Genomic DNA, 13,812 nt, shown 5'->3' on the forward strand with positions numbered 1-13,812 from the left:
GCCCCCGTCGACCATGACCGTGATGATCTCGAATCCCCGGGCCAGTGGATGCCGCTGGCGGTCGGGAGCACTCGCCGCCGCCTCGGTTGCCTGCGCTCCAGGTCAGCCCAGCGGGGTCAGAGCGGTCTCCAGCGGGTCCTCCGTCAGCGCCTCCTCCGGCCAGCCGGGACAGTAGACCGTGTCGAGATAGCGTTCACCGAGGTCGGGGGCGATACCGACGGCCGTGAGACCGGGGCGGCCGTGCTGCGCCAGCCACTGCCCGGCGCCACTGACGACCGTGCCGGTGGAGCCGCCGAACAGGAAACCCCGTGCGGCCAGCCGGCGGCAGGCGTGCACGGTGTCCCGCTCCTCGACCCGGACCACGTCGTCGACGTACGACGTGTCGAGCAGCGGTGGCCGCACGCTCGTACCCAGCCCCGGAATCATCCGGCGGGCCGGAGCGCCGCCGAAGGTCACCGAACCGACGCTGTCCACGGCGACCACCCGCACCCGCCGCCGCCACTGCCAGAACCAGCGCGCACAGCCCATCAGCGTGCCGGTGGTGCCGGCGCCGACGAACAGCACGTCCAGGTCGGGGAAGCGACGGGCGATGGCGGGCGCGGTGGTGCGGTAGTGCGCCCGCCAGTTGCCCGGGTTGGTGTACTGGTTGAGCCACACGTACCGCTCGTCCGAGGCGCACAGCGCCCGCACGTAAGCGATCCGGGCGCCCAGCAGGCCGTTGACCGGGTCGGGCTCCCGGATCACATGGACCCGGCTGCCGAGCGTCTCCATCAACCGGATGGTCGGCTGGTTGCACCGCGCGTCGGTCACGCACAGGAACCCGTAGCCCCGGCTCGCGGCGATCACGCTCAGTGCCACGCCCAGGTTCCCGGACGACGACTCGACCAGGACCGAACCCGGCCGCAGGACGCCGGCGCGCTCGGCGGCGTCCACCATCTCGCGCGCGGCCTTCAGCTTGACGGACCCGGCGAAGTTGAAACCCTCGCACTTGAGATAGAGCGGCAGCTCCAGCGCGGCCCGCAGGTCGACGTAGAGCTCCTCCTCGTTGAACTCCGAGGGATCGGAGATGACGGGCATGTTGTCCCCCTGTTCCCGCTGCATGCCCCGCCGGTCATCCGTGCCGGCGCAGTTCGTGGAAGAAACCGTCTACGACGCGCAGTTCGCCCAGCCGGACCATCTCGTCGTGGACGAACCGGCCGACCGCGAGGTCGAGCACGCCCAGCCCGAACGGCGAGAAGACCACCGTCCGGTCCGCCGGGACCTCCGCCCGCCCGGTCAGCACGTCGTACAGCGTGCCGTCGAGGAACTCCCGGCTCCCGGTGAGCTGTTCGACCAGATGCGGCGAGGTGTCCGCCTTCAGGCAGTGCTCGACGTCGTCGACGTAGTTGGCCGAGGCGAGCAGGATCCGCGGATCCAGGTCGCGCAACGACACGTGCAGCACCAGCGGATGGTGCGCGAACCAGGCCAGGTCGTGGACGTGCGGCCGAGCCGCCACGGTGGCGAAGACCAGCAGGTCGCTCGACCGGACCAGGGACTCCGCGCTGTCGTGCACGGTGATCCGGCCCTTCGTCCCCGACCGCTCCAGATAGCCGCGGAAGCCCGCCGCGCTGTCCGCGGACAGGTCGTACACCCCCGTCTCCTCGAACTCCCAGCCCGTGGCGACGAGATGGGTGTGGACGTAGCGGGAGATCAGGCCGGTGCCGACGAAGCCGACCCGCGCCGGACGCGGCCGGGACCTGCTCAGCCGGTCCGCGGCCAGCGCCGCCGAGGCCGCCGTGCGCGTGGCGCTGATGACCGAACTCTCCAGACAGGCATACGGATAGCCGGTGACCGGGTCGTTGAGGATCAGTACCGCGGACGCGCGCGGGAGTCCCGAGCGGGTGTTCTCCGGGAAACTGGAGATCCACTTCAGCCCGTCCACCCGCTGCGGCCCGCCGAGCGAGGCGGGCAGCGCGATGATCCGCGCCGACGGGCGGTCCTCGAAGCGCAGGAAGTACGACGGCGGGTTCACCGACTCGCCCTCGCCGTGCAGCCGGTAGGCCTCCTCGACGAGCCGCCCGACCTCGGGCTCCCGTCCGTCCAGGGCCTGTTGGACCTGTTCTCCGGAGACGACCGCGAACGCGGGCGCGTCGATCCGGTCCGGTGTCGTCGTCATGCCGTCCCCACCTCGTTCTCCATCGCCGTCGGCGCGTGGCCGGCCGGCCTGATCGGGTCGCCGAGCGCGGCGAGCACCTCGCGCGGTCCCGTGAAGGGCTCCCTGCCGTGCGCGGTACGGATGTTGTCGACCAGCAGCAGATCGCCGGACTGCCACGGCTCGCGCACGGTGTGGGCCTCGTACACCTCGTTGATGCAGGCCACGACGTCCTCGCCGACCGGGTCCCCGCCCCCGAACCAGGTGCTGAAGGGCAGCCCTTCGGGGCCGTAGACGTCGATCAGGTACTCGCGTACCTCGGGCTCCATCGTCCACTCGCTCAGGAACGAGATCTGGTTGAACCAGCAGCGTCGGCCGTCGGCCGGATGCGCGAGCACGGCGCCGCGCCGCTGCCGGGTGCGCAGCGCGCCGTCCTCCTGCCAGGCGAACTCGATGCCGTGCGCCCGGCAGTAGCGCTCGACCGTGGCCCGGTCGTCGGTGCCGAACGCCTCGGCGACCGACGCCCCCAGCTCGTCGTGGTAGGTCCGGGCCAGCGTCCAGCCCTCCTTCTCGAACCGCTCGGTCAGCTCGGCGGGCAGCGCGTCGAGCACCGCCGCGGCGTCGGCGAGCGGGGTCGCACCGCCCTCGGCCGGCGCCTCCAGGCACGCGAACAGCAGCAGGCCCGGGAACTCGTCGGCGTAGCTCAACTCGTGGTGCAGGCACATCTGCTGGTTCGGCGGCCACTTGGTGGAGGAGTACACGCCGTCCCCGTACGTCCGGCGCGGCGCGAACGGCTCCCGGTCCTGCATCAGCGTGTCGGTCAGCCGTCGGAAGACGGCCGCGCAGGTGTCCGGGTCGCTCAGGCCGAGACCGCGCACCAGCACGCGCCCCTGCCCGGCGACGACCGCCCGCAGCGCGTCACGGTGCGACTCCGCCCAGGCGACCGGGTCGCCGCCGGGATCGGCGTGCAGCAGTGGCGGACTGCCCGGGGCCTGTGCCAGGCCCGGGAGGACGAGGGGAGATGAGGACGTCATCTCGTGGTTCCTTTCGGTGGTGCGAATGAGCGGTTGTGCGGGGGTGGACAGAGGGCGCGGCGGGCGGTCACCGCTGCTCAGACCACGGGGTCGAGCAGGACCGCCAGATCCGCGAGGACCGGATGGCGGGTCACGTCCTTGAGGGTGACCGCCCGGTCCAGCGCGATCACCAGCCGTACCGCGGCCAGCGAGGTGCCGCCACGGTCGAAGAAGTCGTCCAGGCGGCCGATCCGGTCGGCGGGGATGCCGAGCACCTGCGACCAGGCGGCGGCCATCCGGTGCTCACCCGGGGTGTCGGGGCCGCCCTCGACCGTGCCGAGCTGCTCGGCGAGCGCGCCCAGCGTCCGGCGGTCGATCTTGCCGTTCGCCGTCAGCGGCAGCCGGTCCCGCCAGTGGACGGCCGACGGGACCATGTAGGCGGGCAGCGACGCGGCCAGCCGCTCCCGGACGGCCCCCGCCTCGATGGGCGACGCACCGCTGCAGAACGCCACCAGGCGGGTACCCCGTACGACCACCACCGCGCCGTCGCGGACCCCGGGCACCCGCAGCAGCGCGCTCTCGACCTCGCCGAGCTCGATCCGGAAGCCGCGCACCTTCACCTGGCTGTCGCGCCGCCCGAGGAACTCCAGCTTGCCGTCGGGCAGCCAGCGCCCGTGGTCGCCGCTGCGGTACAGCCGCTCGCCCGGGCGGTGCGGGTCCGCGGTGAACGCGGCGGCGGTGCGCACCGGGTCGTTGACGTATCCCCGGCCCACGCACACACCGGAGAACACGATCTCGCCGGGCGCCCCGAGCGGCACCGGCGCCAGCCCGGCGTCGACGACGTACGCGCGCACGTTCGCGATCGGCCGCCCGAGCGGGACCCGTGCCTGCTCCGGCACCGCGAGCATGACCTCGTGGTTGGTGTCGTCCGACGTCTCCGTCAGCCCGTACGCGTTGACCAGCCGGATCCCGGGCCGGGCCGCGAACCAGCGCTGCACCAGCTCCTTCTTGACCGCCTCCCCGGTGACCGACACACAGCGCAGGTCGGCCAGTTCGCGCGGCCGCTGCTCCAACTCGGCCAGCACAGCGTCGAGATACGACGGTACGACCTGGAGCACATGGACCCCGGCCCGCTCGACGGTGTCCACGAACAGCGGCACGTCCAGGATGGTCTCCTGCCCGATCAGCAGCGTCCGCCCGCCGGCCACCGGCCCCGCCAGCAGCTGCCACAGGGAGATGTCGAAGCACTGCGGCGCGGTCTGCGCGACCGTCCGCCCGGCCTCGATCCCCAGGTCGTCGATCTTGGCGAGGAGATGGTTGAGGAAGCCCGCGTGCTCGCACATGGCACCCTTGGGCTCGCCGGTGGAGCCGGACGTGAAGTAGATGTAGGCGAGTTGGCCGGCGTCGACCTCGACCCCGAGGGCGCTGTCGTCGTGGACCTCGGTCCACACGGTGTCGACCAGGACGGTCCGGGCGTCCACCGCCGCCCGGTCGAGCGTGTCAGTGCTGCCCCGCTCGCTGACGACGAGTCCGCAGCCGGCCCGGGACAGGACGGCGGCGATCCGCTCGGCCGGGAAGTGCGGCTCGACGGGCAGATAGACCCCGCCCGCCTTCAGCACTCCGAGGACGGCCGCCATCCACTCCAGATCGCGCTCCATGACGACGGCGACCACGTCCTCCCGGCGCAGGCCCCGGGCCAGCAGCGCCCGGCCGATCCGGTTGGCGCGGGAGTCCAGCTCCCGGTACGTCCACCGCCGGTCGCCCTCGACGGCGGCGATCGCGTCCGGATGCAGCGCCACCCGGTCCTCGAACAGCTCGTGCACCCGGCGGTCCGGCAGCTCGCGCGCCGGACCCGCCAACCCGGTGAGCTGGTGGTGCAGTTCGTCGGCGGACAGCAGGCTCCGCGCGGTGTGGTCGGCGTCGGGGTCGGCGTCGATCAGGGCGAGCGCGGTGAGGTGGTAGCCGGCGATGCGCTCGGCGGCCGGGGCGTCCAGGACGTCGGTGCGATAGCGCAGCCGCAGCCTGCCGTCGTACACGCTCACATGCAGTACGGCGTCGTCGGCGCCGTCGTGGACGCCGTACGGATCGAGCACCGTCTCGGCCGCCGGGTCACCGCCCGGGACCGCGCCCTCCATCAGTGCCCGCCACGACCCGGGACCGGCGGACAGCCGGTGGGCGACCGGCTCCTCGCCCTTCGCCGGGACGAACCGGGTCGTCACCTCGTGCTCGCCGGACAGCGTGGCGAGCACCTTGGCGTGCGCGGCCAGCAGTACGTGCTCGGCCGGCGGCACCGGCCGGGGCAGGGGCACTTCGTAGGTCGCAACGCCCGGCACCGGGGCCGTGGTCCACCTGGGGATCGTCTCCATCGTTCTTTCCTTCTCCGTCTTGGTCACGCGCGTCGTGGTCACGCGCGGCGCAGGGCCGTCGCGGGATTGCCGCCCCAGTGCGCCCGCGGCGGTACCTCCTCGCCCTTCATCAGGAAGGAGTCGGGGGCGAGCACGGCGCCGTCGCCGAGCGAGACGCCGTAGTGCACGAGTGAGCCGGTGCCGAGCGTGCAGCCGGCGCCGAGCGTGATGTGCTCGGACTTGAAGGTGCCGTCCTCCTGCGAGTGCGACTGCACCTTGGTGTGGGCGCCGAGCGTGCAGTCGTCGCCGATCGCGGTCAGGGTGCGCTCGGTGATGTAGCAGCCGTCGTCGAAGACCCGGCGGCCGATCCGGACGCCCAGCAGCCGCCAGACGACGTTCTTGAACGGCGTCCCGTTGAACACCGCGAGATGGTGGTCCGGCACCTTCCACAGCCGCTCGTGCCACCAGAAGTACGGGTCGTAGATCGAGCAGAGCTTCGGCTCCAGCGGCCGGAACCTGCCGATCACGCGCTCCACCAGCGCCCAGTAGCCGGTGGTGAACGGCAGCGCCACGATCATGGCGGCCCCGATCAGCAGTCCGCCCGCCGTGCCATGGGTCCCGGACAGGTCGACGGCGCCGAAGCCGAGCACGGTGAGCAGGCACCAGTGCAGCCAGCGCAGGAACAGGAACAGCCCCATCGTGCGCAGGTTGTGGCCGTTCTTCGCGGTCAGCCTCCGGCGCAGTTCGTCGCCCTCGCGGAAGTGGTCGAAGCGGGTGTCGCGCTCCACGGTGCGCGGGATCTCGAAGGGCGGCGAGCCGAGCAGCCCCACGCCCTCGCGGATCTCGCCGTCGAGCGGGACCATCACCTTCGTCGCGAGCAGGCAGTTGTCGCCGGTGCGGCCGCCCGCCGGGTAGGCGATGTGGTTGCCGAGGAAGTTGTGCGCCCCGATGACGGTGCGCGAGAGCCGGAAGGACGTGGCGGAGAAGTCGGCGTTGACGATCGACAGTCCGTCGGCGACCATCGTGCCGCTTCCCACGACGGCCAGGTGGGGCGACTCGTGCGCGACCGCTGAACCGAAGTTGGAGCCGGTCTGCTCCACCTCGCCCAGGTCGTAGCCGATGGCCCGCAGATAGCCGGTGATGTACGAGCTGTCGCCGAACAGCCAGGTGAAGAAGTGGACGTTGGACAGCCGGGCGATCGCTCGCTGGACCGAGTGGTGCAGGCCGTAGAGCGGATAGGTCCGGTCCGGGCGCACCAGCGGGCGCAGCAGCCGCGGCACCAGGCACACGGTGGCCAGGCCGAGCACGGTGAAGCCCGTGAAGAGCACCAGGGACAGGCCGAGCGCCTCGACATAGAACCGGGGGTTGTCCAGGTCCTGGCTGTTCGGGTCGGTCAGCCGGTCGAGCGCGGGCACCAGGGGGAGCAGCAGATAGGTGCCGCCCACGGCGAGGGGCACGTACACCAGGAGCAGCTGGAGGAGTCCGCCCAGACCGTAGGCGGCGCGGCGCAGGGTCCCGCAGGGCGCGGCCGGCACCCGGACGTAGTCGACGTCGGTGGGCTGGGCGGGCGAGCCGTGCCGGTGTTCGCCGGCCGGGACCGCGACGCCGTCGTAGAGCGCGGAGGCGTGGCCGAGCTGGGCGCCGTCGCCCATCGAGGTGCCGATGTCGAGGACGGTCTTCTCGCCGACGTACACGTCCTTGCCGAGGGTGACCGGGCCGGTCCGGATCCGGCCCGCGTGCGCCCGGTAGCAGAGGAAGAAGCTCTCCTTGCGGATCACCGTGCCGGAGCCGATGGTCAGCAGGTCGGTGCAGACCGGGACGGAGTGCGACAGGATCGTGACGCCCCTGCCGATCCGGGCGCCCAGGGCCCGCAGGTACAGGACGTACAGCGGGCTGCCGGCGAACAGGACCATCGGGTTGGCGTGCAGCAGTGACTTGACGACCCAGAACCGGAAGTAGGCAAGGCTCCAGACCGGGAACTCGGTCTCCTTCCAGCGGCCGACGAGCACCCATTTGGCCACCACCGGCACCGTGCAGACCCCGGCGAACACCGCGCCGCCGAAGACCGCCGAGCGCAGATAGACCGCCGCCACGGAGCCGGCGTCGGAGATCCAGGAGTAGCCGCGGGCGGTGACGAGGCCGGTCAGCAGGCAGTACCCGACGAAGACCAGGAGTTGGAGCGCGCCGCACAGGACGTAGCGGGCGGTGTTGCCGGGCGGGGGAGGGGGGACCTCGACCGGGGCGGGGGCCTCGGCGGGCTCGCCGGCCAGCGCGGCGGCCAGGCCGCGGATCGTCGGATGGCCGTAGACGTCCTTCATGGACACCGCGGGCAGGTCGGGGCGCTTGCGGACCCGGGCGCAGAACTGCGCCATGACCAGGGAGTTCGCGCCGAGATCGTCGAAGAAGTCGCTGTCGACGGGGACGTCGTCGCGGCGGACGACGCCCGCGAGAACCTCGGCGAGAGCACTCTCCGTGTTGGTGCTGGTGTTGGTGTTGGTGCTGGTGCTGGTGCTGGTGCCGGTGCCGGTGGCGGCGAGGCCTGGGCCTGGGTCCGGGCCGGTGCCCGGGACGGTGACGGTGCCCTTTACGGTGCTGGGCTTGCTCACCACGTGCGCTCCTTGTTGCGGTTTGACTGGTGGTGCGGGTCGAGGACGGGGGGAGTGGTCGCGGTGCGCGCACGCCCGGCCGCTGCGGCGAGCGGGTGTCCCAGCGGCCCCCGGTTCCGGGAGCGGCGCCACCCGTAGGCGCAGAGCGGTGAGGCCGCGGCCGGTACCCCGTACAACGGACCGGGCGAGTCCGTCGGTACGCCCGTGGCGCCGAACCGCAGCCGGACGGTGACGGTCGGGCCGGCCTCGGCCGGCCGCGACGCGGCGGGGCCCGGGCCGTCGTCGCCCGGGGGCGGTGACGGCGCGGGCGTCAAGGAGCGCGATACCGGCATGTCGGTTCTCCGGACAGGAATGACGGGCGGAATGACGGGCGGAATGGCGGACGAAATGAAGGGTGGAACAGAGAAGGGAGGAACGGCGAAGGGCGGAACGGCGCCGGCCGGCGTGCGGCGGCGCTGGGTCCCGGTGTTTGGGCGCAGAAGTGACCCGAGATGTTCGAGTGGAATTCGTTCGAAAGAATGTGTGAGTGGCCGCGTAAATGTTTGGCGTGCAGAAAATGGCATGGTGCAGCACGGCATGACCCACATGGAACCATGCGGATCACGGGTAACGCGGCTGGATCGGGTCCTGGTCAGAGACCCCTGTTGTCCCCCGTGTCGTGTGCGCCGAGCCCTCCTCGGAGCGCGCAACGAATGCAATCAGAATTCTTTCGAGCCACTCAGGAACGGGTCAAGGCCATTTCGGTCATTGACCCGTTCGCAACGGCCATCCATTCGCCGTGCGAACCCTTTCGATCTTTCGATCACCCGTCCCACCGGGGCGTTCATCGAGTGGACCGTGCAACTGCTCCGAAGGGTTCCGGTTCTTTCGGACGTATAAATTCGGCCAACGCGGACATGACAGAAAAATGGTTCGATTTTGCCGGTGGTTTCTCCTGGGTTGCTCATGAATTGCTGCCCGGTTGCGCGCCGCGAGTGGGCGGAGCAGCGTCGCGGGTCCGGCCGGTCCGACCGTCACACCAGGGGTGATCTCATGCGGGTGCGGCGGATACCGTTAGGGGGTGCAGCCAGCAAGTCAGTCTCCCGAGCAACCCGAGAGCCCGTCCGGGCGTCTCCACCGGGCCCGTGCCCTCTACCGGAACGTCTCCAAGCGCAGGACCGCCTGGCTGCTTCTGAAGGACACCGTCAACTCCTGCGTCGAGTACCGCATCCTCGGTCTCGCGGCCGAGGCGGCGTTCTTCACGCTGCTGTCCGTACCGCCGCTGCTGCTGAGCCTCATCGGACTGCTCGGCTACGTCGACGCCTGGACCGGCACCGACAGCATCAGCAGCCTGGAGAGCAATCTCCTGGAAGCCTCGCGCACCGTCCTGTCGGACCGGGGCGTCAGGGAGATCGCGCAGCCGATCCTGGACGACGTGATGAAGGGCGGCCGCCCCGACGTCATCTCCATCGGCTTCCTGTTCGCCCTCTGGTCGGGCTCCCGTGCGGTGAACGTCTTCGTCGACACCATCACCGTGATGTACGGCCTCGACGGCGTCCGCGGCATCGTCAAGACCCGGCTGATGGCCTTCCTGCTCTTCATCGTGGCGCTGCTGATCGGCTCGGTCGCGCTGCCGCTGATGGTCGCGGGCCCCGACGCGGTGGTGCGGGTCGTGCCCTGGTCGACGACGGTGGTGCAGGTCCTGTACTGGCCGGTGGTGATCGTGCTGTCCATCGCCTTCCTGACGACGCTCTACCACGTGTCCGTACCCGTGCGCTCGCCCTGGATCGAGGACGTGCCCGGGGCCCTGGTGGCGCTCGCCATGTGGGTGCTCGGCAGCTTCCTGCTGCGGATCTACCTCCAGCACACCATCGAGGGCGCGACGATCTACGGTTCCCTCGCGGCAGCCGTCGCCGTCCTGCTGTGGATCGGTGTGTCCGCGTTCGCCGTGCTGGTCGGGGCCGCTGTCAACGCGGCCATCGACCGCGTCTGGCCGGCCGCCGCGACCGCCGCCGCCCGCGCGGCCAACGAGCTGCTGCGGGAGGAGGTGGCCGCGGAGTACGTCGCCCGCAGGACGGCCGCGCGGACGCATGACTCCGACGACCCCGACGACGACGATCTCTACGACGCCGACATGCCGTCCGAGTTCCCCGAGCGCTGGTCCCGCTTCCTGCCGCCGGACGACGTCACGGGACGTCTGCGCACCCACGCGAAGAGCTCCCCGAAGGGCAACGGCGTCAACGGCGCCGGCGGTGGCACCACCGGCAACGGCACCGGCCGCACCGGTGCGAACGGTGGCGACGGGAACGAGGAGGAACCGCCGACACCGAAGTGACGGCCGCGGGCCAGGGCAGGGGGTCGGGCCAGGAGGTCGGGTGAACCGGGAGCGCGGACCGGTTCGCACGCCGTGTGCGTGGGCCCGTACGCCGGGCCGCATACCCCGGGCGCCTGGCGCGGCGCACCGGCCCGGGCGCGGCAGCAGCGCCTCGCGCATACGTGTGTGCGCCTGGCGCACCTTGTACCACCGCTTGTGCGCCCGGCGCACACAGGGCGGGCCGGGCGGGACGCGGTAGCGAGCGACGTAGCCTGGCCCACGTGTACGCGGAACGGCGGTCCTCCCTGCTGAGCGGCGCGGTGGTGTGGAACCTCGTGCCCTCGGCGTCGCGGGCCCGCCCGGTGCTGCCCGACGGCTGCATGGACCTGCTGTGGACCGAGGGCCGGCTGCTGGTGGCCGGTCCCGACACCCGACCGCACCGCCCCGAGGGTGCGCCCGCGCGCTGGGCGGGCGTCCGCTTCTTCCCCGGCACCGCGCCCGCGCTCCTCGGCGTACCGGCGCACGAACTGCGCGACCGGCGGGTGGGGCTCGACGACCTGTGGCCCGCCGCGCCGGTGCGGCGGCTGTGCGAGCGGGTCGACGCGGCGGCCGACCCCGCCGCCGCGCTGGAGGAGATCGCGTGGGAGCGGGCCGGCACCACGGACCCGCCCGACCCCGTCACGGCGAGCCTGGTGGCCGCCCTGGCCGCGGGCCGGTCCGTCGCCGCGACCGCCGACGACCTGGGGCTGGGGGTCCGGCTGCTGCACCGCCGTTCGCTGGCCGCCTTCGGCTACGGACCCAAGACGCTGTCCCGCATCCTGCGGCTGCAACGCGCCCTCGCGCTGGCCCGCGACGGCGTTCCGCAGGCCGGGACGGCGGTCCGGGCCGGTTACGCCGACCAGGCCCACCTGGCCCGCGACGTGCGGCGGCTGACCGGTACGACGCTGGGCGCGCTGCTGCGCTGAGCGCGTCCCCGGGGTCCGCCCGCCCCGTTCGGCCCGCCCGCCCCGTTCAGCCGGCCTTCAGCGGAGCGAACAGGTCCACGCCGTTGCCGTCGGGGTCGAGCACCACGGCGTACCGCTGGCCCCAGAAGGCGTCCCACGGGTGCAGCTCGCCGTGGTACCCGGCGTCCACCAGCTCCCGGTACACGGAGTCGACCTCGTCCGGTCCCTCGCACCGCATGGCCAGCGCGGTCCTGCCCTCGCCGGACGGCGCCCGCCACTGCGGACGGAAGGACCGGACGGTGTCCTCCGTGTCCAGCAGCAGCCGCAGCCCGCCCGGCAGTCCGATCTCGACGTGCGGTTCGCGCTCGGCCCCCTCGGGGATCGTGAACCCGAGCCTGCGGTAGAAGGCGACGGAGGCGGCCATGTCGGAGACGACCAGCCCGATGGCATCGAATCGTGGACTCATGGGACCACCGTAGGCGGCGGCCCGGCCACCGGTCTTGAACGAATCGGACACCCGCCACCACGGCCGTCCGCGCGGTCGCCCGCCTCAGTCGAAGGTCACCGGCCCCCTGGGCGTCCGTACCGTGAACGAGATCCCCACCGGGCCCCGCGCGACGGCGAGTTCCGTGCCGAGGAGGGTCAGCAGCGGCCTGATCGCGTCCGGGTCGGGGGCGGTCGCGGACAGGGCGAGCAGGGGGGTCACCGGCAGGCCCGACGCCGCCGAGGGGTGGGCCGAGGCGCCCCAGTCGATGAGGAACGGCACCAGGCCCGAGGGGTGTGCGGTCCCGTCGGTCAGGCGCCACTCCAGCAGGGTGCCGTCGGGACGGCGGCGGCTCATCGCCCGTACCGGGCCGGGGTCGTGGCCACGCGCCCGCGCGGCCGCGACCGTCGCGTCCAGGTCGGGCGGGCTGATCGCCCAGGTGACCGTCCGCGGGGCGGCCAGACCGTCGACGCCGAAGGGCCGAGGACCTGTGGCGTCGGGCTGCTCCGGGTCCGGCCCGATGATCTCCAGATAGCTCGTGCCGCCCAGCCCGACGAGGTGGTTGCGGGTGCCGAGTCCGACATGGGCGCCGCCGGGGGCGGGCGTCACACCGGTGCGCCGGGTGAAGTCGGCGACGGTCGCCGCCAGATCGGGGGTCGCGAGGACGAGGTGGTCCAGCAGCGGGACGAGCGTGTCGGCGTTCATCCCGCCCGAGACTACGCTTCCCGTTCCTCCCGGCGGCCCCATATGTGTGAGGCCCGTGCGGTCGGCCGGGCCCGCGCACCGTGCCGGGCGCGTCCCTCCGTCGGGATCCCGTCCCGCGTCGGCGAGTCGGCGTACGAGTGACGTTTCTCCGGTGAACCGTCTGCGCCGATGGAGTGAGCAAAACCCGTCCGAGGGAAAAGTTCAGGGCCGCCCTGGAGATCCTCTCGTCTTGGCAAAGGGCGTCGTGTCGCGACGACCCGTACGCGACAGCGTGCCCAACTCCCCAGGAGGAATCGAGCCTTGACGTACGGCAAGAGGTTGCGCGAGCAGATCGCCGGGCCGGGAACCACTCCGCTGATCGGCGTCTACGACATGTACTCGGCGTCGATCGCCGCCGACCACTACGACGGGATGTTCGTCTCGGGCTTCGGCTTCGCCGCCTCGCACTACGGGCTGCCGGACATCGGGTTCATCGCCTGGCCGGACATGATGGCCTTCGTCCAGCGACTGCGCGGCGCATTCCCCCGGCACCACCTGCTGGTGGACATCGACGACGGGTACGTCGATCCCGAGGTCGCCTGCCATGTGGTGGAGGGGCTGGAGCGGATCGGCGCCTCGGGGGTGATCCTGGAGGACCAGAAACGGCCGCGCCGCTGCGGGCACGCCGACGGCAAGCAGGTCCTGCCGCTGCACGAGTACCTCGCCAAGCTGGAGATGGTGCTGGCGACCCGCCGCGACCTGGTCGTGGTGGCCCGTACCGACGCCACGGACGAGCACGACATCCTGAACCGGGCCAGGACCCTGGCGGCGACGGACGCGGACGTGGTCCTGGTCGACGGGGTCCGCAGCGTGGAGTGGATCCGCCGGATCCGGGACGTGACGGGGGACAAGCCGCTGCTGTTCAACCAGATCGCGGGCGGCAAGTCCCCGAGGCTCTCGCTGACCGAACTCGCCGAGCTGGGCGTCGACGTGGCGATCTACAGCACGCCGTGCCTGTTCGCCGCGCACGAGGCGATGCACCGCGCGCTGGCCGCTCTCAGGGCGGCGGACGGCCGGCTGCCCGAGGTCGACACCGCGACCGGGGTCGGCGTCAGGGCCGCCACGGAACTGCTGGAGCGCAACATCGCCCGGCTGCGGGACGTGCCCCAGGGCGTGGGCGTGTGAGCCCCGCGGGTGCGCGGCCGCGGACGGCCGACGCGCTCGCGACGTCCCTGCCGGGTCCCCACGACGGCGGCGGCCGTGCCCCGCACTGCGGCGGGGCACGACCGTCCCCGTTGGCGTCCGACGGCCT

10 protein-coding genes are annotated in these 13,812 nt (G+C 72.2%); 3 read left to right on the plus strand and 7 right to left on the minus strand.

The genetic code is table 11. The features are described from left to right. Positions 1 to 102: 102 nt before the first annotated feature. The 5 genes from sbnA to ACWC24_RS33895 form a co-directional block, all read right to left on the minus strand. Positions 103 to 1,077 carry a 2,3-diaminopropionate biosynthesis protein SbnA gene (gene sbnA / locus ACWC24_RS33875; protein WP_450666737.1) on the minus strand — a complete coding sequence of 325 codons (975 nt, stop codon included), beginning with the start codon at positions 1,075 to 1,077 and terminating at the stop codon, positions 103 to 105. 34 nt (positions 1,078 to 1,111) lie between these two features. Next, entirely contained in the window at positions 1,112 to 2,155 is a 1,044-nt protein-coding gene (gene sbnB, locus ACWC24_RS33880) for a 2,3-diaminopropionate biosynthesis protein SbnB (protein WP_450666738.1), read from the minus strand. Then, complete coding sequence (locus ACWC24_RS33885) at positions 2,152 to 3,165, minus strand: TauD/TfdA family dioxygenase (RefSeq protein WP_450666739.1); 1,014 nt, start codon at positions 3,163 to 3,165, stop codon at positions 2,152 to 2,154. The genes sbnB and ACWC24_RS33885 overlap by 4 nt, the downstream gene beginning before the upstream one ends. A 77-nt stretch (positions 3,166 to 3,242) precedes the next feature. Next, complete coding sequence (locus tag ACWC24_RS33890; RefSeq protein ID WP_450666740.1) at positions 3,243 to 5,510, minus strand: non-ribosomal peptide synthetase; 2,268 nt, start codon at positions 5,508 to 5,510, stop codon at positions 3,243 to 3,245. 38 nt (positions 5,511 to 5,548) lie between these two features. Then, a complete protein-coding gene (locus tag ACWC24_RS33895) occupies positions 5,549 to 8,095 on the minus strand; it encodes a Pls/PosA family non-ribosomal peptide synthetase (RefSeq protein WP_450666741.1) in 2,547 nt (848 codons plus the stop codon). Between the two features lie 1,060 nt (positions 8,096 to 9,155). Between ACWC24_RS33895 and ACWC24_RS33900 the strand changes: the two genes are divergently transcribed. Further along, entirely contained in the window at positions 9,156 to 10,409 is a 1,254-nt protein-coding gene (locus ACWC24_RS33900; protein WP_450666742.1) for a YihY/virulence factor BrkB family protein, read from the plus strand. A 260-nt stretch (positions 10,410 to 10,669) separates the two neighbouring features. Then, the gene (locus tag ACWC24_RS33905) at positions 10,670 to 11,353 is read left to right on the plus strand and encodes a helix-turn-helix domain-containing protein (protein WP_450666743.1); all 684 of its coding nucleotides are present in this window, start codon (positions 10,670 to 10,672) and stop codon (positions 11,351 to 11,353) included. A 46-nt stretch (positions 11,354 to 11,399) separates the two neighbouring features. Here the strand turns inward: ACWC24_RS33905 and ACWC24_RS33910 are convergent, their stop codons facing one another. Both ACWC24_RS33910 and ACWC24_RS33915 read right to left on the minus strand, forming a co-directional pair. Then, positions 11,400 to 11,798 carry a VOC family protein gene (locus tag ACWC24_RS33910; RefSeq protein ID WP_450666744.1) on the minus strand — a complete coding sequence of 133 codons (399 nt, stop codon included), beginning with the start codon at positions 11,796 to 11,798 and terminating at the stop codon, positions 11,400 to 11,402. Positions 11,799 to 11,882: 84 nt separating this feature from the next. Then, positions 11,883 to 12,521, minus strand: a complete 639-nt coding sequence (locus ACWC24_RS33915) for a VOC family protein (protein WP_450666745.1) — start codon at positions 12,519 to 12,521, stop codon at positions 11,883 to 11,885. A gap of 300 nt (positions 12,522 to 12,821) precedes the next feature. Here ACWC24_RS33915 and ACWC24_RS33920 point away from each other — a divergent pair, with 300 nt between their 5' ends. Next, positions 12,822 to 13,685, plus strand: a complete 864-nt coding sequence (locus tag ACWC24_RS33920) for an isocitrate lyase/PEP mutase family protein (RefSeq protein ID WP_450666746.1) — start codon at positions 12,822 to 12,824, stop codon at positions 13,683 to 13,685. The last annotated feature ends 127 nt before the right edge of the window (positions 13,686 to 13,812 follow it).

It is taken from the genome of Streptomyces sp. NPDC001443, assembly GCF_053597355.1.